General features: G+C 66.4%; 19 protein-coding genes. 6 read left to right on the top strand and 13 right to left on the bottom strand.

Annotated features, from left to right (window positions below; genetic code table 11):
* The first annotated feature begins 439 nt into the window (after nt 1-439).
* Nucleotides 440-2,422: a putative bifunctional diguanylate cyclase/phosphodiesterase gene (locus tag ACFPOU_RS01355; RefSeq protein WP_379716022.1), complete on the top strand. Its 1,983-nt coding sequence runs from the start codon at nt 440-442 to the stop codon at nt 2,420-2,422.
* 74 nt (nt 2,423-2,496) lie between these two features.
* Here ACFPOU_RS01355 and ACFPOU_RS01350 read toward each other — a convergent pair whose 3' ends face one another.
* The 11 genes from ACFPOU_RS01350 to ACFPOU_RS01300 all read right to left on the bottom strand — a co-directional run bounded on the left by ACFPOU_RS01350 (nt 2,497) and on the right by ACFPOU_RS01300 (nt 13,546).
* A complete protein-coding gene (locus tag ACFPOU_RS01350; RefSeq protein WP_379716019.1) occupies nt 2,497-3,177 on the bottom strand; it encodes an OmpW/AlkL family protein in 681 nt (226 codons plus the stop codon).
* A 74-nt stretch (nt 3,178-3,251) separates the two neighbouring features.
* Complete coding sequence (locus tag ACFPOU_RS01345) at nt 3,252-4,607, bottom strand: SGNH/GDSL hydrolase family protein (protein WP_379716016.1); 1,356 nt, start codon at nt 4,605-4,607, stop codon at nt 3,252-3,254.
* A gap of 206 nt (nt 4,608-4,813) precedes the next feature.
* Nucleotides 4,814-5,845, bottom strand: coding sequence for an L-threonylcarbamoyladenylate synthase (locus ACFPOU_RS01340; RefSeq protein ID WP_379716013.1), 1,032 nt, complete (start codon nt 5,843-5,845; stop codon nt 4,814-4,816).
* Nucleotides 5,842-7,041: a 5-(carboxyamino)imidazole ribonucleotide synthase gene (locus tag ACFPOU_RS01335; RefSeq protein WP_379716010.1), complete on the bottom strand. Its 1,200-nt coding sequence runs from the start codon at nt 7,039-7,041 to the stop codon at nt 5,842-5,844. The genes ACFPOU_RS01340 and ACFPOU_RS01335 overlap by 4 nt, the downstream gene beginning before the upstream one ends.
* A gap of 21 nt (nt 7,042-7,062) precedes the next feature.
* Nucleotides 7,063-7,560, bottom strand: a complete 498-nt coding sequence (gene purE, locus ACFPOU_RS01330; protein WP_379716039.1) for a 5-(carboxyamino)imidazole ribonucleotide mutase — start codon at nt 7,558-7,560, stop codon at nt 7,063-7,065.
* Between the two features lie 2 nt (nt 7,561-7,562).
* Nucleotides 7,563-8,459, bottom strand: coding sequence for a phosphoribosylaminoimidazolesuccinocarboxamide synthase (locus ACFPOU_RS01325; protein ID WP_379716007.1), 897 nt, complete (start codon nt 8,457-8,459; stop codon nt 7,563-7,565).
* 108 nt (nt 8,460-8,567) lie between these two features.
* Nucleotides 8,568-9,632, bottom strand: a complete 1,065-nt coding sequence (gene fba, locus ACFPOU_RS01320; RefSeq protein ID WP_379716004.1) for a class II fructose-bisphosphate aldolase — start codon at nt 9,630-9,632, stop codon at nt 8,568-8,570.
* A 57-nt stretch (nt 9,633-9,689) separates the two neighbouring features.
* Nucleotides 9,690-11,144, bottom strand: a complete 1,455-nt coding sequence (pyk, locus tag ACFPOU_RS01315) for a pyruvate kinase (protein WP_379716001.1) — start codon at nt 11,142-11,144, stop codon at nt 9,690-9,692.
* A 60-nt stretch (nt 11,145-11,204) separates the two neighbouring features.
* A complete protein-coding gene (locus tag ACFPOU_RS01310) occupies nt 11,205-12,410 on the bottom strand; it encodes a phosphoglycerate kinase (RefSeq protein WP_379715998.1) in 1,206 nt (401 codons plus the stop codon).
* 49 nt (nt 12,411-12,459) lie between these two features.
* The gene (locus tag ACFPOU_RS01305; protein ID WP_379715995.1) at nt 12,460-12,804 is read right to left on the bottom strand and encodes an AzlD domain-containing protein; all 345 of its coding nucleotides are present in this window, start codon (nt 12,802-12,804) and stop codon (nt 12,460-12,462) included.
* Nucleotides 12,797-13,546 carry an AzlC family ABC transporter permease gene (locus ACFPOU_RS01300; protein ID WP_379715992.1) on the bottom strand — a complete coding sequence of 250 codons (750 nt, stop codon included), beginning with the start codon at nt 13,544-13,546 and terminating at the stop codon, nt 12,797-12,799. The genes ACFPOU_RS01305 and ACFPOU_RS01300 overlap by 8 nt, the downstream gene beginning before the upstream one ends.
* A 247-nt stretch (nt 13,547-13,793) precedes the next feature.
* On the opposite strand from ACFPOU_RS01300, the gene ACFPOU_RS01295 reads away from it, so the two are divergent.
* The 3 genes from ACFPOU_RS01295 to ACFPOU_RS01285 are packed head-to-tail and all read left to right on the top strand — an operon-like array spanning nt 13,794 to nt 15,615.
* On the top strand, nt 13,794-13,988 hold the full coding sequence (locus tag ACFPOU_RS01295) for a zinc-finger domain-containing protein (RefSeq protein ID WP_379715989.1): 195 nt from the start codon (nt 13,794-13,796) through the stop codon (nt 13,986-13,988).
* 30 nt (nt 13,989-14,018) lie between these two features.
* On the top strand, nt 14,019-15,029 hold the full coding sequence (locus ACFPOU_RS01290) for a YheT family hydrolase (protein ID WP_379715986.1): 1,011 nt from the start codon (nt 14,019-14,021) through the stop codon (nt 15,027-15,029).
* Nucleotides 15,022-15,615, top strand: coding sequence for a DUF2946 family protein (locus ACFPOU_RS01285; protein WP_379715983.1), 594 nt, complete (start codon nt 15,022-15,024; stop codon nt 15,613-15,615). Before ACFPOU_RS01290 ends, ACFPOU_RS01285 begins: the two co-directional genes overlap by 8 nt.
* A 25-nt stretch (nt 15,616-15,640) precedes the next feature.
* Here the strand turns inward: ACFPOU_RS01285 and ACFPOU_RS01280 are convergent, their stop codons facing one another.
* Nucleotides 15,641-17,215 (bottom strand): M48 family metalloprotease, encoded by a 1,575-nt coding sequence (locus ACFPOU_RS01280; protein ID WP_379716036.1) that lies wholly within the window; start codon nt 17,213-17,215, stop codon nt 15,641-15,643.
* Between the two features lie 89 nt (nt 17,216-17,304).
* Here ACFPOU_RS01280 and moaC point away from each other — a divergent pair, with 89 nt between their 5' ends.
* Nucleotides 17,305-17,811, top strand: a complete 507-nt coding sequence (gene moaC, locus ACFPOU_RS01275; protein WP_379715980.1) for a cyclic pyranopterin monophosphate synthase MoaC — start codon at nt 17,305-17,307, stop codon at nt 17,809-17,811.
* Nucleotides 17,812-17,929: 118 nt separating this feature from the next.
* On the opposite strand, the gene ACFPOU_RS01270 is transcribed toward moaC, so the two are convergent.
* The gene (locus tag ACFPOU_RS01270) at nt 17,930-18,268 is read right to left on the bottom strand and encodes a hypothetical protein (RefSeq protein ID WP_379715977.1); all 339 of its coding nucleotides are present in this window, start codon (nt 18,266-18,268) and stop codon (nt 17,930-17,932) included.
* Nucleotides 18,269-18,482: 214 nt separating this feature from the next.
* Between ACFPOU_RS01270 and ACFPOU_RS01265 the strand changes: the two genes are divergently transcribed.
* Nucleotides 18,483-20,534: a S9 family peptidase gene (locus tag ACFPOU_RS01265; protein WP_379715974.1), complete on the top strand. Its 2,052-nt coding sequence runs from the start codon at nt 18,483-18,485 to the stop codon at nt 20,532-20,534.
* Nucleotides 20,535-20,604 lie beyond the last annotated feature (70 nt).

Genomic DNA, 20,604 nt, shown 5'->3' with positions numbered 1-20,604 from the left:
AGGCACGCACGATATCCACGCGCTCATCCTGGGCCGGGCGCAGACCGGCATCGCCGCGTTCTGAGCGGGTCGATCCCGCCCTGGTCGGCGCCGGTCTGCGCCACCGGCGCTGGCCACCGGGCCATTATCCGGTGGCAGCACGTGCCCAATTTACCCGCACTGGATGAAAAGTGTGCTAACCGTATTTATTTGACATCAAATTTGAATTAAGCGCCTTTGCAGTGACGAACTGACGTAAGTTTCGCGTTACCATGTGTTCTCGATCAAGCATTGCCCTACTCGTGTTCCACCTCTTTGGAGCGCACGGAACATGCAATCATCTGGCCACCCAGTGTCGACGAATCTACGATCCCATGACGCATCCGCGCTGTCGCTCGATCTATTGCTGAGCAACTTGCCAGGGGCAGTCTATCGCTGCCTGAACGACTGCACCTGGACCATGATTTTCCTCAGCGCCGGGGTCGAGAAACTGACCGGCTATCCGGCGTCGGCCTTTACCGGCGAAAACGCCATGTCGTACGCCAGCCTGATCCACCCCGACGATCGCGCCAAGGTGGCCGACGACACCAACCTGGCCATCCGCGAACGCCGTGCCTTTCAGTTCAGCTACAGGATCATGAACGCCTCCGGCAAGCTGCGCTGGGTCTGGGAACAGGGCGCGGCCGTGTTCGATGCGCACGGCAAGGTCGTGGCGCTCGAAGGCTTCATCGCCGACATCACCGTCCTGCGCCGCGCCGACGAGTTGGCGCTGGAACAATCTTCGCTGCTCGACAAGGCGCGCGACGCCATCTTCGTGATGGACATGGGCTCGCGCATCACCTATTGGAACAAGGGCGCCGAACGGCTCTACGGCTGGGAAGCGAAGGAGGCCGTCGGCCAGCGCATGTCCGAGCTGCTGTGCGACGACCGCGCGGCCTACAGCGAAGCGTACAAGATGGCGCTCGACGAAGGCGAATGGGTCGGCGAACTGCACCAGTTCCGGCGCGACGGCAGCCTGCTGCACGCCGACTCGCGCTGGACCGTGGTGCCGGCCGATCCGGCCTCGGGCGTGCCGCAAAAGATCCTGGTGTTCAGCACCGATATCAGCGAGCGCAAGAACAACGAGGCGCGCATCCACCGCCTCGCCTATTTCGACGCCCTGACCGAGCTGCCGAACCGCGCCAGCCTGCACGACCACCTGCGCCGCGCGCTGCTGGGAAGCGCGCGCTCGCGCAAGGTCGGCGCCCTGATGTTCCTCGACCTCGACAACTTCAAGACGCTCAACGATACGCACGGCCACGCGGCCGGCGACATGCTGCTGCAAGCCGTCGCGCGCCGCCTCGAACAGAGCGTGCGCGAAGCGGACATGGTGGCGCGCCTGGGCGGCGACGAGTTCGTCATCCTGGTGCTGCCCGAGGAAGAAACGATGGAAGCGGCCGCGCACCAGGCCGAGACGGTGGCCGCGAAGGTCGTCGCCGCCATGCGCGCGCCCTTCCAGTTGGCCGACTTCATGTATTCGGTCTCGGCCAGCGTCGGCGTGACCATGATCAGCGGCGCCACCGACACGGTGGAATCGACCCTGAAGCAGGCCGATACGGCGATGTACCAGGCCAAGGCCGCGGGGCGCAATACGTTCCGCTTTTTCGATCCCGACATGCAGGCCAAGTGGAGCGCGCGTTCGGAACTGGAAAGCGGCCTGCGGCGCGCGCTGCGCAACCACGAATTCCTGCTGAACTACCAGCCCCAGCTCGACGGCGACAGCCGCGTGATCGGTGCCGAGGCGCTCTTGCGCTGGCGCCAGCCCAACGGAGAAATCCTGTACCCGACGGAATTCATCAAGCAGGCCGAGGAAACCAGCCTGATCGTCGATATCGGGCGCTGGGTGCTGGCGACGGCTTGCCGCGAGCTGGCCACCTGGCAGTGCAATCCCGCCACGCGCCACCTGTCGCTGTCGGTCAACGTGAGCGCGCGCCAGTTCGTCGAACCCGATTTCGTCGCCATGACCCAGGAAATCCTGGCGGCGACCGGGGTCGATCCGCACGGCCTGAAATTCGAGCTCACCGAAACCCTGGTCGTGACCGATTTCGCGCACACGGTCGAGACCATGGAAACGCTGCGGCGCCTGGGCATCACCTTCTCGCTCGACGACTTCGGCACCGGCTACTCGTCGCTGGCCTACCTGCGCAAGCTGCCGCTGGACCAGTTGAAGATCGATTATTCCTTCATGCGCGACGTGCTGACCGACCGCAACGACGCCTCGATCGTGCGCTCGATCATCGCGCTCGGCGGCAGCCTGGGCTTGCAGGTCATCGCCGAAGGCGTCGAAACCCAGGGCCAGCGCGAATGGCTGTCGCAAGCCGGCTGCTTCGTCTACCAGGGCTACCTGTACGAACGGGCCATGAGCGGCGAGCATTTCACGGCGTACGCGTCCTGCCTGCATTAGCTTATCTGATAAAACGGCCCGTTCCATCAGAAAGGCTTATGCAAGGAACTGGCCCAAGCCCTGCGCGCCGCTTCTCAGAACTTGTAGCCGACTGCCAGCGCCACCGCCACCGGGTCGAGCTTCACGTGCTGGCGCTGGCCCGTCGAATAGCGCACGTCGGTGCGCAGGCGGCTCTTGTTGACGCTCACGTCGGCGAACCAGCGCTCGCTCAGGTGCATCGTCATGCCGGCCTGGGCGGTGTAGGAGAACTTGTCGTCGATCTCGAAGGTGGTCGGCGGGCCGCCCGGATTGGTCAGCGCGGTCAGCCTGCCCGAGCCGGATTCCTTCATGAAGTAGGTGTAGGTGGCGCCGATGCCGACGAAGGGACGAAAGGCCGCGCCCGGCGCAAGGAAGCGGTACTGGGCGAACAGCGCCGGCCGCAGCGCCTCGACCGTGCCCAGTTCGCCGGTGCCGGCGATGGAACCGGCGCCGAGGAGCTTGTGCTTGTACGGCGTGCCGAGCGCGGCTTCGAGCGAGATGTTGTCCGTGACGCCGTAGGCGACGACCAGGACCGGCTGGATGTCGGACTTGACGTCGATCCTGGTGAACGGCAGGGCCGGCGCCGACAAATCGCCGCTCTCGACCTTCGGGGCCAGCTCGCCGAAGCCGAATTTCGCGGTCCACTTGCCGGCCGACTGGGCCGCCGCGCTGGCGGCGCATGCCAGCGCGGCGGCGGCGATCAGCGTCTTGGCGACGCCATGCGTACGTAGTTTCATACTGTCTCCTGGATGCTTGTTGGAGCCGGCCGCGGGCCTGTCCGCAGGCCGGCGCGGCCGGGCTCGATGCCGCGTTACAGCCAGCCCTTGACCGCCATGTCCTTCAGGACATAACGGGTGACCAGCCCGTATTCGTAGGGCGTCGGGTGGATGTCGTCGGCGAACATGTAGCGGCTCACGTCCGGTGCCGACAGCGTCTTGCCGGTGCAGGTCAGCGACGATTCGGTGGTGCACGCCTTCTGCGCGGTGTTGGTCAGGCCGTAGATGGCTGGATTGGCCACCTGGTCGCGGCTGAACGTGAACAGGTCGACGTAGGCGATGCGCGGATCTTCGCCGAGGCCGGCCTTGAGCTGCGCATTGAAGGTGTCGACCATGGCCTTGATCAGCGCCTGGATCTCGGCGCTCTGCGCCTTGCCCGACGGGCTGCTGGCCACGTCGGGCAAATTGTTGACGACGACGTAGTTCGCGCCCTTGGCCACGAGCTCGGTCTTGACGATGGCGGCCAGTTCGGCGCCTGCCTGGCCCAGCGCGGCCACCATGAGCGGGCCTTGCGCGGCGGCGTAGTCGGCGCCAGCCTTGGCACCGGCCGCTAGCGCGTCGCTACCGGCCTTGGCGGCGGCCGCCTGCGCGGCCGCGAGCGGCGCGCCGAGCTGGGCCGCGGCCGTGACGGCGGCGCCGGCGATGGCGTCCTGGGTGCCGCCGGCCGCGGCCGTGGCCTGGATGGCCAGGCCGATCGACTGCTGCGCAAGCGCCTGGTTCGCCGCCGGCACCAGGGCCGCCAGTGCGCCGGTCAGCAGGGCCGGGAAGGCTTTCTGGCCGGCGGCGGTGCCGGCGGCGGTGGCGCCTGCGCTCAGCTGGCCCAGCATCATCAGGACGTCGTTGCCGCCGGCCATGATGGTGACCAGTTCGGTACCGCCGAACTTGCCGCCGGTTTTCGCCAAGTGATTCGCGACCTGGGCGATCACCGGCAAGGTCATCTGGCCCAGTTCCGGCCTGACGGCGCGGTTGCCCGGGCCGATCGGATTGGTCACGCGGGCGCCGCCCTGTGCGTAGTTGAAGCAGTTGGCGTTGTTGACGATCGCAACATGGAAGTCGAGCGCCGGGTTGGCGTTGTCGAGGCCCTGCAGGCCGGTCTGGGCGGCGCAAGGCCGTGGCAGATTCAGTTCCGCGGCCAGCACTTCGGTCCAGTTCAGGCCGGTGTAGGCGGGATTGGCGCTCCGGTTGTCGCCATTGATCGTGTACTTGCCGCCGCCGGCGGCCATGATCGCGCCGACGTTATACGTGCCGACGTCGGACAGGCTGTCGCCGAAACTGACCTGCTGGGTGAACGCGATCTTGTGCGTTTGGTCGCCCCCGCTGCTGCCGCTGCCGCCGCATGCGGCCAGCACGGCTGCGCTCAGGAGGGCGAGCGCGAAATTCAGTTGACGCATGGTGTCTCCTAAAAAGAATGCGTATTTTTCTGTGAAACGAACGACCGTGTAATTCGTGTTCCAAATAAATATGTCAGTATTCTTTCCGCTTGTATAGAGATTTCCCTGTCGTGGTGTAGGCACAAACCGGTGCGACGTTTCGCGTGGGTTCGGCGCGCCCACGCGCGATGTGTAGCGCAACGCGTAGCGCAACGAGGATGCGCCGCCTACACGCCCGCGTCGCGGTTGAGCAAGCCGTGCACGATCCCGGTCGATCCATGCGCGGCGCGCCGCAGGCGATCGTTGACGCCCAGCCAGGCACCGGCTTGCGGCGGGGCCTCGACCAGGATCAGGTCGGCGCCCTGCCCGTCCATTGCGCGCAATGCCGCGTAGAGGGCGTGCGCGAAGCCTTCCGGCGTGGCCGGCAGGCGGGTGGCGGCATGCGCGGGCGGCAAGTCCGAATAATGGATCAGCGCGACCTTGCGGCCGGCGTCGGCCATGCGCGCCAGCGTTTGCGCCAGCGTCGCCGTGTCCTGCATCGCCACCGGCGTGTGCGGCGCATAATGAGACGCGAGCGTGCCGGACGCGCGCGGCGCGGCCAGGTCGGGCGCGGCGGGCACCCGGTCGATCACGGCGGCAATCGCCTGCGCGCTGACATGCCCGGGACGCAGCAGCACCGGGCCATGCGTGCCCAGCCGCGACAGGTCGACGATGGTCGATTCGATGCCCACTTGCGAAGCGCCGCCGTCGAGCACCATGGCCACCGTGCCGTCGGCGCCGAATTCGTCGCGCACGTGCTGGGCCAGGGTCGGGCTGACGTGGCCGAATTTGTTGGCCGACGGCGCCGCCACCCCGCCCTGCCCGCCCTTGAAGGCGCGCAGCAAGGCAATCGCGGCCGGATGCGCGGGACAGCGCAGGCCGACCGTATCCTGGCCGCCGCTGACCGCGTCCGGAATGTTCGGCGCGCGTTTCAGGATCATCGTCAGCGGACCGGGCCAGAAGGCTTCGGCCAGCGCATGCGCTTCGGGCGGAATCTCGCAGGCCCAGTGCGCCATGTCGGCTTCGGGCGCCAGGTGCACGATCACCGGGTGGTCTTGCGGACGGCCCTTGGCGGCGTAGATGGCGGCCACGGCCGCCGGATTTTCGGCATCGGCGCCCAGGCCGTACACGGTCTCGGTCGGGAACGCGACCAGCTGCCCCGCTTCGAGCGCGCGGGCGGCAGCCTCGATGGCGGCAGGATCGAATCCCGGCAGGCTCACGGCGCGATTCCCAGGATGGCGCAGGCAGCCTGCAATTGTCGCTGCGCCGCTTCCAGCGTCGGCGCCACGAAGTTCACATGGCCCATCTTGCGCCCGCGGCGCGGATCGTCCTTGCCGTACAGGTGGAGAAAGGCGCCCGGCAGCGCCAGCACGCGGTCCCAGGCGGGTTCGCGCACGGTATCGCCCTCGAACCAGACGTCGCCCAGGATATTGAGCATGACGGCGGGCGAATGCTGGCGCACATCGCCCAGCGGCAAGCGCGCCATGGCCCGCACCTGCTGCGCGAACTGACTGGTGAGGCAGGCGTCGATCGTGTAATGCCCGCTGTTGTGCGGACGCGGCGCCATTTCGTTGACGACCAGGCTGCCGTCGGTGAGGACGAAGAATTCGATGCAGAGCACGCCGACATAGCCGAGCCGGTCGACGATGGCGCGCGCCGCGTCCTGCGCGCGCTGCGCGCAGGACGCGGAAACGTTCGGTCCCGGCACGGTGGTGGTAAACAGGATGCCGTCGCGGTGCACGTTCTCGGCGATCGGGTAGACGACCGACGCGCCGTCGTGCCCGCGCGCCGTCAGTACCGAGATTTCATAGGCCAGCGGCAGCATCTTCTCGAGCAGGCAGGCGACCCCGTTCATGGCGGCGAAGGCGGCGCGCACGTCCGCGCGGCTCGCGACGCGCACCTGGCCCTTGCCGTCGTAGCCCATGCGCACGGTTTTCAGGATGCCCGGCAGCAGCTCGTCGCCGATGGCCTCGATGTCCTCGATGGAGGCGATCACCTTGTGCGGCGCCGGCAACACGCCCGACCGGGGTGCGCACTCGACGAAGAAGCGCTTTTCCAGCACGCGGTCCTGGGCGATCGAGACGCAGGCGCCGTTGGGCGCGACGAAACTGTCCTGCGCCAGCAGGTTCATGCTGTCGGCCGGCACGTTCTCGAACTCGGTGGTGACGGCTGCGCACAGGGCCGACAACTGGCCCAGCGCGGCGCTGTCGCCGTAGCCGGCGTTGATCAGCCGCTCGGCCACTTGCCCGGCCGGGCAATCGGCGGCCGGTTCCAGCACGGCGACCTTGAAACCCATGGCCTGGGCGGCGTGGGCGAACATGCGGCCGAGCTGGCCGCCGCCCATCACGCCGAGCCAGGTCGGCGGCTTGGCGGTGGGCAGGAAGGCGGCGTCTTGCGGATGACGGTTGTTGCTCATGGATGCTTACTCACTGCGCCTTCAGACAGGCAAAATCATCGCCTTGGCGGCGGCGGTCTGGTCCGCGCGGAACCCTTCCAGTTGCGCGGCCAGGGCATCATCGGCGGCGGCCAGCATGGCCACCGCCGTCAGCGCGGCATTCGCGGCGCCCGCTTCGCCGATGGCGAAGGTCGCCACCGGCACGCCCTTGGGCATCTGCACGATCGACAGCAGCGAATCCTCGCCGCGCAGATACTTGGACGGCACCGGCACGCCGAGCACCGGCACGATGGTCTTGGCCGCGATCATGCCCGGCAGGTGGGCGGCGCCCCCGGCGCCGGCGATGATCGCGCGCAGGCCGCGGCCGCGGGCCGCGCCGGCGTAGCTGAACATGTCGTCGGGCATGCGGTGCGCCGAAATGACTTGCGCCTCGAACGGCACGCCGAACTGCTTGAGGATGTCGACCGCGTGCTTCATCACGTCCCAGTCGGACGAAGAGCCCATTACAACGCCGACTAGCGGCTTGACGTCGTTGGTCATCGTCATACCTTCAGCTTTTCGCCGGTCAGGCGTTCGATGGCCTCGAAATACTTGGCCTGGGTCTTGTCGATGACGTCTTGCGGCAGGGCGGGCGCCGGCGCCGTTTTCTTCCAGTCGCTGAGCGTTTCGAGGTAGTCGCGCACGAACTGCTTGTCGAAACTCGGCGGCGACATGCCCGGCGCGTACGAGTCCGCAGGCCAGAAGCGCGAGGAATCGGCCGTCAGCACTTCGTCCATCAGGTGCATCACGCCATGGTCGTCCAGGCCGAATTCGAACTTGGTGTCGGCGATGATGATGCCGCGCGTGGCCGCGTATTCGGCGGCGGCGGTGTAGAGGGCGATCGAGACGTCGCGCATTTTCGCGGCCAGCTCGGGGCCGATGCGGCTCTCCATGTCGGCGAACGAGATGTTCTCGTCGTGCTCGCCCAGGTCGGCTTTCGCGGCCGGCGTGAAGATCGGCTGCGGCAGCTTTTCGGCTTGCTGCAGGCCCGGCGGCAAGGCGATGCCGCAGATGGCGCCGCTTTGCTGATAATCCTTCCAGCCCGACCCGATGATGTAGCCGCGCACGACCGCTTCGACCATGATCGGCTTGAGACGCTTGGCGACGACCGCGCGGCCGCGCACCTGCTCGACTTCATCGGGGGCCACCACGCTTTCCGGCGCCACGCCGGTCAGGTGGTTCGGCACGATGTGGCCGAGCTTCTCGAACCAGAAATCGCTCATCTGGTTCAATACCATGCCCTTGCCCGGGATCGGTTCGTTCATGACGACGTCGAAGGCGGACAGGCGGTCGGTGGTGACGATCAGGATCTTGTCGTCGCCGACGGCGTAGTTGTCGCGCACCTTGCCGTGGCCGAGCAATGGCAGGGACTTGATCGTGGTTTGATAGAGGCTGTTCATAGGAGGAATATCAGGGAAAACACACTAAGCGGTGTCGGCGGACAGGGAAAAGGCGGTCCGCCGATAAGAAACACGGGCTGCCGCGGCAGCCCGTTCCAAACGCATCGATTACTTGACGACCTGGGCCAGTTCGCCGGCCTTGTAACGCTCGGCCATTTTTTCCAGCGGGATCGGCTTGATCTTCGCGGCCATGCCTTCGCAGCCGAAGGAAATGTAACGCGCCTTGCAGATCTCGGTCGCCGCCTCGCGCGCCGGCTTGAGGTAGTCGCGCGGATCGAACTTCGACGGATTCTGGAACATGTACTTGCGGATCGCGGCCGTCATCGCCAGGCGGATGTCGGTGTCGATGTTGATCTTGCGAACGCCGTGCTTGATGCCTTCCTGGATTTCTTCGACCGGCACGCCATAGGTTTCCTTCATGTCGCCGCCGAATTCGCGGATCATCGCCAGCAACTCCTGCGGCACCGACGAGGAGCCATGCATGACCAGGTGGGTGTTCGGGATGCGGGCGTGGATTTCCTTGATGCGGTCGATCGCCAGGATGTCGCCGGTCGGCTTGCGCGTGAACTTGTAGGCGCCGTGCGAGGTGCCGATGGCGATGGCCAGCGCGTCGCACTGGGTGCGGGCCACGAAGTCGGCCGCCTGCGCGACGTCGGTCAGCAGCTGTTCGCGCGTCATGGTGCCGTCGGCGCCGTGGCCGTCTTCCTTGTCGCCCTTCATCGTCTCGAGCGAACCGAGCACGCCCAGTTCGGCTTCGACGGTCACGCCGATCGAGTGCGCGAACTTCACGACTTCCTTCGACACTTCGACATTGTATTCGTAGCTGGCGACGCTCTTGCCGTCGGCTTCGAGCGAACCGTCCATCATCACGGACGTGAAGCCCGAACGGATCGCGCCCATGCAGACGGCCGGCGACTGGCCGTGGTCCTGGTGCATGACGACCGGGATGTGCGGGTAGGCTTCGACGGCGGCGTCGATCAGGTGGCGGAGAAACGCTTCGCCGGCATACTTGCGCGCGCCCGCCGAGGCTTGCATGATCACCGGCGAACCGGTGGCATCGGCCGCGGCCATGATGGCTTGCACCTGTTCGAGGTTGTTGACGTTGAAGGCCGGCAGGCCATAGCCGTTTTCAGCAGCATGGTCCAGCAATTGACGCAGTGATACGAGTGCCATGGTAGTACTCCAAAATAAAAAACCTGTTGAAGGACTTCGACAATGCGAAGCCGCCTTTTAATCTTTATAGGTCTCGCCGACGCGCACGATCTTGAGTGCATTCGTGCCCCCGGCCTCGCCCATCGGCGAACCCCAGGTCACGACGATGGTGTCGCCCGGGCTGACCATCCCTTCCTTGATCAGCAGCTCTTCGGCCTTGCGCAGCACCGCATGGCTGCCGCCTTCCTGCAGCAGGGGAAATGCTCGCACGTTGCGGTACAGGGAAGCCTTGCGCTGCGTCGTGCGTGACGGGGTCAGGGCAAAGATCGGGGTGTCGATGTTATGGCGGCTCATCCACAGCGCGGTCGAGCCCGACTCGGTCAGGGCGACGATCGCCTTCACCGCCAGGTGATGGGCGGTGAACAGGGTGCCATAGGCAATCGACTGGTCGATGCGGGTGAATTCCACGTTCAGGAAATCGGCGTCGAGCTTGTTGTATTCGGATTGTTCCGCTTCCAGGCAGATCGCGGCCATCATCTCGACCGTTTCGACCGGGTACTTGCCCGAAGCCGTTTCGGCCGAGGTCATCACCGCGTCGGTGCCGTCGAGCACGGCGTTGGCCACGTCCGACACTTCGGCGCGGGTCGGCACGGCGTTGACGATCATCGACTCCATCATCTGGGTCGCGGTGATGGCCAGCTTGTTCGACGCGCGCGCCATGCGGATCATGCGCTTTTGCAGCGCCGGCACGGCGGCATTGCCCACCTCGACGGCCAGGTCGCCGCGCGCGACCATGATGCCGTCGGACGCGTCGAGGATTTCCTGCAGCACGGGGATCGCTTCGGCCCGCTCGATCTTGGCGATCATCAGCGGCTTGTGGTGGTAGGGCTCGCCCGCGATATTGGCCAGCTGGCGCGCCATTTCCATGTCGGTGGCGCTCTTCGGGAACGAGATGGCGAGGTAGTCGGCCTGGAAGCTCATCGCCGTCTTGATGTCTTCCATGTCCTTGGCCGTCAGCGCCGGCGCGGTCAGGCCGCCGCCCTGGCGGTTGATGCCCTTGTTGTTGGACAGCTCGCCGCCCACTTTCACGGTGGTGCAAATCTCGTGGCCGGCGACCTTGTCGACGATCAGCACGATCAGGCCGTCGTTGAGCAGCAGCTTGTCGCCCGGACGCACGTCGCGCGGCAGCGCCTTGTAGTCGAGGCCGACGCGTTCCTGGTTGCCCAGCTCGCCATTTTCGCCCCATTTGGCGTCAAGGATGAAGCGGTCGCCATTGTTCAGGAAAATCTTGCCATCTTCAAACTTGCCAACGCGGATCTTCGGTCCCTGCATGTCGGCCATGATCGCCACTTCGACGCCGCAGGCTTCGGCGGCGCGGCGCACCAGCGCGGCGCGGTCGATGTGGTCCTGGGCTTTACCGTGCGAGAAGTTCAGGCGCACGACGTCGACGCCGGCGCGGATCATCTTGACGAGGATGTCGAAGTCGGTCGAGGCAGGGCCGATGGTGGCAACGATCTTGGTGGCGCAATACATAAGAATCCTTGATCTTCAAATGAGAAGCGCAGCCTCGAAGCTGCGCTGGGTCTTGCTGGCTTACCTGGCCTGACGCTGGAGCAGGATCTCGACTGCCGGCAGGGTTTTGCCTTCAAGGAACTCAAGGAAGGCGCCGCCGCCGGTGGAGATATAGCCGATCTTGTCGCCGATCCCGTATTTGGCAATCGCCGCCAGGGTGTCGCCGCCGCCGGCGATCGAGAAGCCGTTCGAGTCGGCGATCGCCATGGCCAGGGTCTTCGTGCCTTCGGCGAACTGGTCGAACTCGAACACGCCGACCGGGCCGTTCCAGACGATGGTGCCGGCCTTGGCGACTTGCCCGGCCAACGTGGCGGCCGTCTTCGGGCCGATGTCGAGGATCATGTCGTCGTCGGCCACATCGGCCACGTCCTTGACGGTGGCGGCGGCCGTCGGCGAGAACTCCTTGGCGCAGACGACGTCCACGGGAATCGGCACCGAGGCGCCGCGCGCGCTCATCATGTCGATGATCTGCCTGGCCTCGCCCACCAGGTCGTTTTCGACGAGCGACTTGCCGATGTTCAGGCCGACGGCCTTCATGAAGGTGTTGGCGATGCCGCCGCCGACGATCAGGTTGTCGACCTTGCCGGCCAGGCTTTGCAGGATCGACAGCTTGCTCGACACTTTCGAGCCGGCCACGATCGCCAGCAGCGGACGCGCCGGCTGGCCGAGCGCCTTGCCCAGCGCATCGAGTTCGGCCGCCAGCAGCGGACCGGCGCAGGCGACGGGCGCGAACTTGGCGATGCCGTGGGTGGTCGCTTCGGCGCGGTGCGCGGTGCCGAAGGCGTCGTTGACGTACACGTCGCACAGCCTGGCCATCTTCCGGGCCAGCTCATCGGCGTTCTTCTTCTCGCCCTTGTTGACGCGGCAGTTTTCCAGCAGCACGACCTGGCCGGGGGCGACATCGACGCCATCGACCCAGTTCTGCTTGAGTTCGACCGGCTGGCCGAGCAGTTCGGCCAGGCGCGCGGCGACCGGCGCGAGCGTGTCTTCGGGCTTGAATTCGCCCTCGGTCGGACGGCCCAGGTGCGAAGTGACCATGACGGCGGCGCCGGCTTTCAATGCCGCCGAAATGGCGGGAATCGAGGCGCGGATGCGCGTGTCTTCGGTGATGTTGCCGTCGTCATCCTGCGGCACATTCAGGTCGGCGCGGATGAAGACGCGCTTATTCTTCAAAGCATCGCGATCGATCAGGTCTTGCAAGCGGGTGAAACTGAGAACGGCGTCCATGTCGGCTCAACAGTGATGAGTGAAAAAACGATATTCTACCGCACGCCCATTATTGGGCGGCACCAAACACGTGCATGATTCGCAACAGTGTGAAGGCAAGCATGCCGAACACGATGGTCTGCAGCATGTTCTTGCGCCATACATAGAAACCAAGCGCGGCCAGTCCGGCCAGCAGTTTCGGGTTGCCCAATCCCAGGTCGATGGCGCCCCGGGCATCGAGCAGCAAGTCGGGACCGATGATGGCCGCCAGAGCGCAGGCCGGCGCGTAGCGCAGCATGCGCTGGATGCGCGGCGCGATCGTCACCTTGTGTCCGACCAGCCAGAAGCCGCTGCGCGTGATCGCCGTCGACAGCGACAGCGCCACGATGGTGGCCCAGATTTCCCAGTCAGCCATGGCGCGCCTTTCGCTGTTCGATCATCGCTTCGGCGGCCAGCGCCGCCAGCATGCCGGCCAAGACCGCCGCCAGCAGCCCCAGCTTGTACGGAGCACCGTGGGCCAGCACCGACACCGCGGCGGCCACCAGCACGCCGCACAGGGCGGCGCTGCTGGCCACCAGCGGCACCGTGATGCACAGGATGGCCAGCGTGCCGGCAAAGCCCAGGCCCCATTCGGCCGGAATCGCACTGCCGACGAAAATGCCGATCAGGGAGCCGGCCTGCCAGGCCGCCCAGTTCGGCAGCACCAGCCCTTTCAGGTAGGACAGCTTGCCCGGCACCGGCGCCGCGGTCGGAAAGCGCTGCAGGAACATCGCCACCGTCATGTCGCCGCTAATAAAGCCGTAGAGCAGGCGCTGGCGCCAGGGCAAGTGCGAGAAGTGCGGGGCCAGCAAGGCGGAAAAGATCACGAAGCGCAGGTTCACCACCATCGCCGTGGCAAAAATCACCCAGACCGGTGCATGCGCCAGGATCAGCGGCAAGGACGCCAGCTGCGCGGAACCGGCAAAGACGAGCAGTGTCATGCCACAGGCCTGCAGCGGCGTCAGTCCCGTCTTGACCATCGCGATACCGACCACCAGGCCCCAGGCGGCAATGCCGAACAGGCTCGGCAAACCGGTGCGCAAGCCCTCCTGCCAGAGGGCGGCATCGTGGCGTTCAGGCACGTGCGCGATCTGCCGGACAGGCTCGGGCGCGTTCATGTCGCCATCCTGCAACAGAATAATGAGCGGAATGCGGCGGCGAAGCGGAAACTAACAGGCATTGCAAGGAAGCGTCGAGTGCTGCGGATGTTGTAGGGTGGGCACGCCGTGCCCGGGTGGCAGGTGCGTGACGGCTGGACGGGCAACCCGGCCATGGTCAATCCGCCATTCTACCGATCATTCGGAAGAGCCGCTCTTATCCGTTAAAATCCTGTCTTTGCCCAATTTTGCGTGATGGAGAATCTGAATGACTGACAAGACGATGCCGTTGGTGGAACTCGAGGCCAAGGATTTGCCGGCCCATTGCCCGAACCCGGCCATGCCGCTGTGGTCGTCGCACCCGCGCGTCTTCCTCGATTTCGACCATGACGGCGAAGCCAAGTGCCCCTACTGCGGTACCCGCTACCGCCTCGCCCCTGGCGTGGCCTTCAAGCACCATTAATCCGGACACGGCAGTCTCGCTGCCGCTGCCATGACCTACCGCGCCCCCCCATGGCTGCCCGGCGGCCACCTGCAAACGATCTACCCCGCCACGCTGGTGGCCAGGCCCGCGCTCGCCTACCGGCGCGAACGCTGGGAGGTGCATCACCCGACCCTGGGCGAGGATTTCGTCGACGTCGATTTCGTCGACGGCCAGCCCGGCCAGCCGCTGGTGGTGCTGTTTCATGGGCTGGAGGGCTCGTCGAACAGCCATTACGCGCGCGGCCTGATGGCGGCGCTGGCGGCACGCGGCTGGTCGGGCGCGGTGCCGCATTTTCGCGGCTGTTCGGGCGAACCGAACCGTACGGCGCGTTTCTATCACTCGGGCGACGCGCCTGAAATCGACTGGATCATGGCGCGCCTGCGCGCACGCACCCAGGGTCCGCTCTACGCGGCCGGGGTTTCGCTGGGCGGCAACGCCCTGCTGCGCTGGCTCGGCGAATCGGGCAGCGCGGCCAATTTCGTGACGGCCGCGGCCGCCATTTCCGCCCCGCTCGACCTCGCGCGCGGCGGCGAGGCCCTGTCCTCGGGTTTGAATATGTTTTATACGCGCATGTTCCTGCAAACGCTGAAGCCGAAATGCCTGGCCAAGCTGGAACAATTTCCCGATCTCTTCGACCGCAAGGCGCTGCTCGCCGCGCGCGACCTCTACGCCTTCGACAATGTCGTCACCGCCCCGCTGCACGGCTACCGCGACACCGACGACTACTGGCACCGTGCCAGCGCGCGCCATGTGCTGCACGACATTACCGTGCCGAGCCTGGTCCTGAACGCACGCAACGATCCCTTCCTGCCGGGCCGGTACCTGCCGACGAGCGCCTCGGCGGCCGTGACGCTCGAGTATCCGGAAGGCGGCGGCCATGTCGGTTTTCCCGTCGGGCCCTTCCCGGGGCGGATCGACTGGCTGCCGGGGCGCATTCTCTCGTTCTTCGACGACATCGGCGCCACACCCTGCGGCGCGCCGGCGGCCGCCGAAGTATGCGAAGCTGGCATGCATGGATGACATCGTAAAACAGGCAATGGCCAAGTGGCCGAACGTGCCGCACTGCTTCGGCTGGCTGGCGCTGGATGCGCGCGGCGGCTGGCGCATGCGCGACGAGCAAGCCCAGCAAGCCGACGCCCCCGGCGACAAACTGAACAACGCCGCGCTCGTCGGCTTTATCAACCGCAACTACGGGCACGACGCCGCCGGCCGCTGGTATTTCCAGAACGGTCCGCAGCGCGTCTACGTGAACCTGGAAGCGACGCCCTATATCGCGCGCACCGATCCGGCCCTCGGACTGGTGCTGCATACCGGCGCCCCGTTCGAGACGATCGAACACGTGTATCTGACCGAAGTGGGCGTGGTAATCGTGCAAACGGGCGAGGTGGTGGCCCAGATCGATGACCGCGACATGGCGCAATTGTTCGAGGCATTCGAACTGGACGGCAAGCGGGCCGGCGACGAGGCCCTGCTGCGCTGGCTCGATGACGGCGCGGGAAGCCTGGCCCTGCGCTGGCGCGGCAATACCATCGCGGCCGAACGCGTCGTGCGCGATGACCTGCCGCGGCGTTTCGGTTTCGTGCGTACGCCGGCGCCGGACGCCTGAGCGCCGGGCCGCGGCGCGAGCGGGGCTACTTGCCCTTCTCGGCTTCCTTCTCTTCCTTCTGGCGCGCGGTGAGCTCGCGCTCGCGCGCATCGATCACCGACTGCTCGTAAAACGAGACATCGCTTGCCTTGCGCGCGATGTCGAGCTGGGCAACCGCGGCCGGCAGCGCGCCGGCCAGCACATACGATTCGGCCAGCGCCATGTGCTGCAGCGCGATCTTGCCCTGGTTCGAATAAGCCCGCGCCAGCAGGTCGTACAGCTTGGCATCCTCGCGGTACAGCTGCACCTGGTCGCGCAGGTAGCGCGCCGCCTCGTCCGGCTTGCCGGCGCCGATCATCGCGGCGGCATACTGGCGCGCCAGCGCGCGCGACATCGGATAGTGGCCGGTCGCCTCCGCCGCGTCCTGCAGGGCTTGCCCGACGACTTCCTTCGGCTGGCCCGGCGCCAGCTTGATTTCCAGGTCGAGCACGGCGAACATGGCGCCGCCGTCGCTCGCCGGCGCGGCCGAGAACGCGCCTTCCTTCGGCTTGGTGGCCGCGCGCGCCTTGTCGAACCAGCTGCGCGCCCCGGCCAGGTCGCCTTCTTTCAGCGCCAGGAAGGACAAGCCGTAGTGCGCCGCCACCTGCTGCTGGCGGGATTGCTCGCCGAGCTGGGCCTGGAACGTGGTGCGGGTCGCGCGGCGCGCGCTCGTGCCCATGTCCTGCAATACCCGCGCGCGCGCCTTGGCCAGGTGAAATTCGATCGTGTCGGGGCGCTGGCGCTTGGGCGTCTCGCGAATGCGCGACTGGATGTCGACGATGCGATCGCTCGTGAGCGGATGGCTGCTGAGGAAGGCCGGGATTTCGCCATAGACCTTGGTCGCGCTTTGCAGGCGCCGGAAGAAGGCCACCATGCCCGAGGTATCGTAGCCGCCCGCACCCATGATCTGGAAGCCGACGCGGTCGGCCTCGCGCTCGGCGTCGCGGCTGAAATTGAGCTGGCGCTGCACGGCCAGGCCCTGCCCGCCCATCAGCACGCCCATCGCCGCATCCGGACTGGCCTTCGCCGCCAGCGCCGCGAGGATCATCGCCGCCAGCGGCAGCAGCACGTCCTGGCGTTGCTGGCCGAGCATGCGCGCGATGTGGCGCTGCGACACGTGGCCGATCTCGTGCGAGACGACCGAGGCCAGTTCGGATTCGGTCTGGGCCGCCAGCAGCAGGCCGGAATGAATGCCGATGAAGCCGCCCGGCAGCGCGAAGGCGTTGACGGCGGCGTCGCGCAGCGGGAAGAAGGTGAAGTCGGCATTGGTCTCGCCGCGCGTGCCGGGCACCGCGTCGACCAGGGCGCCGCCGAAATTGTTCAGGTATTCGCCGATCGCATCGTCGTCGAGGTAATCGCGGTCGCGCCGGATCTCGCGCATGATTTCCTCGCCGAGCTTGCGCTCGACGACGGGCGACAAATCCCCGCGCGCAGCGTCGCCCAGCGTCGGCAGGCGCGACGTATTCGGCAAGCTGCTCGACGGCTGCGCCGCGACCGGGATGGACGCGGCCGCGGCCGACACGAACAGGGCGGCCAGCGCACGGCGCCAGCGGGGCGAGACAGGCGGCAGCGCGGAATGGATGGTCAAGTTCACGATGCTATGATAACCCCATCCGCTGGCAGCCTGCCGCACCCTGAAACACTTTCTTACCCGAGCATACCGACACCACCATGACCCATCCCGATCCGACGCCAGGCACCGACCGGCTGACCCATTTCGACGCCACCGGCCAGGCCCACATGGTCGACGTCGGCGCCAAGAACGAGACCCACCGCGTGGCGGTGGCCGCCGGCACCATCCGCATGAAACCGGAAACCTTGCAGCTCATCCAATCGGGCAATGCCAAGAAGGGCGACGTGCTCGGCATCGCCCGGATTGCCGCCATCATGGCCGCCAAGCGCACCAGCGACCTGATTCCCCTGTGCCACCCGCTGGCCCTGACGCGCGTGGCCGTCGATTTCGACGTCGACGCCGCCGCCAGCAGTGTCCACTGCCGCGCGCAAGTCGAGTTATACGGCAAGACCGGGGTCGAGATGGAAGCGCTGACCGCCGTGCAGATCGGACTCCTGACGATTTACGACATGTGCAAGGCGGTCGACCGCGGGATGGTGATGACGGATGTACGGGTGCTGGAAAAGCATGGGGGCAAAAGCGGGGATTGGACGGCGGCGCGCTAGGCGCCGCGCACGCAGGCGAGGACTTCACACCGGCGGCGCGCAGGAGGAAAATGCAGGCGGCGCCGCCCGTCTACCGCAGGCGGCGCGCCGTGGCAGGGAAGCAGGCGCCCGGTCGCCCTTATTTCGCAGGCTGCAAACTCCGTATCCAGGCCTGGGCAAAGGCCGTGCTCATCATTCCGGCTGCCTTTCCGTTCGCATCGATGTAGCGCTCCAGCGCCTGCTGTTGCACGGCCATGGCGTTCTTCGCGAGCGCGTCGGCGCAAGCCTGCGCGGCGGAGATGAAGGCGCGCAGCGTATGTTCCTGGATGATCCGTGCCGAACTCAACATCATTTGTTGCGTGCTGGCTTGCGTGGCGTCCCGGTACAAGCCGGCAACCCTGGACCAGGTATCGAACAAGGGGGGCGCTGTATCGCCAGACAAGGCCGGGCTCGGGGTGACGGTCAGTATTGAAGTCATGCTGTTCTCCTGGTGAACGGTCGGGGTCCGGCACGGGCGCCGGATGGTGCAGTGCACCATCGACTCTACTCCTCAATTGGAGGGGTGTCACCTGCTGATGCAAGTGCAGCCGTCCGTGACGGGAACAATCGCCGCCGCAGGCCGTGTTAAATTGCTGGATTGCACGGCATAGCCGGGCAGACACATTATCCGAGACACGCCTCAAGAGGACTTAATGAAATTACGTTTGTTGATGCTGGGCGCGGCCGTCGCCGCCTCCAGCGCCATCGCCGCGCCGCGCGGCTTCACCGTGGAAGACCTGGTCAACCTGGAACGCGTCGGCAGCCCGGCCGTGTCGCCGGACGCCAGCCGCGTCGTCTATACCGTGCGCCGTACCGATCTGGCCAAGAACAAGGGTCATACCAGCCTGTGGATCGCCGGCCTGCACGGCGCCGCCGCGGCGCCGACGATGTTGACGACCCACGACAGCAGCAGCACCGATCCGGAATGGTCGCCCTCGGGCGATGCCGTGTACTTCCTGTCCAGCCGCTCGGGCAGCTCCCAGGTCTGGCGCCAGGCGGCCGGCGGCGGCGAGCCGGTGCAGGTGACGAACCTGCCGCTCGATGTCGACAATTTCCGCCTCTCGCCGACGGGCGAGCGCATCGCATTCAGCGTGGCCGTGTTCCGCGACTGCGCGGACCTGGCCTGCACCAGGGAGCGCATGGATGCGCAAGCCAAGAACAAGGCAAGTGGGCGCGTCTACGACCGCCTGTTCGTGCGCCACTGGGATGCCTGGCGCGACGGCCGCAATGCCGTGCTGTTCTCGGCGCCGCTGGAAGCGAATGGCCGCGCCGGGGCGCCGGTCAGCCTGTCCGGATCGCTCGACGGCGACGTGCCCTCGAAACCCTTCGGCGACCGCGAGGAATACCGTTTCAGCCCGGACGGCAAGACAGTCGTCTTTTCGGCGCGCATCGCGGGCAAGACCGAGGCCTGGTCGACCAATTTCGACTTGTACAGCGTGCCCGCTGCCGGCGGCGCGGCGCCGCGCAACCTGACGCCTGACAATCCGGCCTGGGACACGAAGGGCGTGTTCGCGCCCGATGGCCGCACCCTCGCCTACCTAGCGATGGCCCGCCCCGGCTTCGAGGCCGACCGCTACCAGATCATGCTGATGGATGTCGCCAGCGGCAAGAAGCGCAAGCTGGCGGCACACTGGGACCGCTCCGCCGGCGCCCTGCAGTGGAGCGCCGACGGCAAGACGCTCGTCGTCGATGCCGAGGACGTCGGCCAGCATCGCCTGTTCGCGATCGATGTCGCCAGCGGCAAGGTCGCGCCGCTGACCGGGCAAGGCGCGATCGGCGCCTTCGACATGCGGCGCGACACCATCGCCTATACCCATGCCAGCCTGAATTCGCCGGCCCAGCTGTATACGACGGCGCTGCAGGGCGCCACGCCGCGCCAGCTGACCAGTCACAATGCCGACAAGCTGGCCGACGTGCGCTTCGGCCAATTCGAGCAGTTTTCGTTCAAGGGCGCCAAGGGCGACACCGTCTACGGTTACGTGATGCAGCCGTGGAATGCGACGCCGGGCGCAAGATACCCGATCGCCTTCCTGGTCCATGGCGGCCCCCAGGGCAGTTTCGGCAATGCCTGGAGCTACCGCTGGAATCCCCAGGTGTACGCGGGCGCGGGCTATGCGACCGTGTTCATCGATTTCCATGGCTCGACCGGCTACGGCCAGAAGTTCACCGATTCCATCAGCGGCGACTGGGGCGGCGCCCCGCTGGTCGACCTGCAGAAGGGCCTGGAAGCGGCGGTGAAGAAATACCCGTGGCTCGACCGCGGGCGCAGCTGCGCCTTGGGCGCCTCCTACGGCGGCTACATGGTGAACTGGATCGCGGGTAACTGGCCCGATGGTTTCAAATGCTTGGTCAACCATGCCGGCGTGTTCGATACACGCGGCATGGCCTATTCGACCGAGGAACAATGGTTCACGGATTGGGAAAGCGGCGGCCCCTATTTTGCCGTGCCCCAGCAGCACGAGCGCTTCAACCCGGTACACCATGTGAACCAGTGGAAAACGCCGATGCTGGTGATCCAGGGCGAGCTCGACTTCCGGATTCCGACGGCGCAGGCCCTGTCGACCTTCACCGCGCTGCAGCGGCGCGGCATCGACAGCAAGTTGCTGGTCTTCCCGGACGAAAACCACTGGGTCTTGAAACCGGCGAACTCGTTATTGTGGCACCGCACGGTGATCGATTGGCTCGACCAGCATGTGAAGCGCTGATCCGGCACGACCGGCCGGCCTCCAGCACGGCCCGCCCTGGCGCGGGCTTGCCGGTCGATGTTGCCGAACT

This window comes from Massilia jejuensis (assembly GCF_042656795.1).
In the GTDB taxonomy this organism is placed as follows: Bacteria; Pseudomonadota; Gammaproteobacteria; order Burkholderiales; family Burkholderiaceae_D; genus Telluria; species Telluria jejuensis.
The sequence above is the reverse complement of the archived record's forward strand: the minus strand, read 5'-3'. Positions and strand labels throughout refer to the sequence as shown.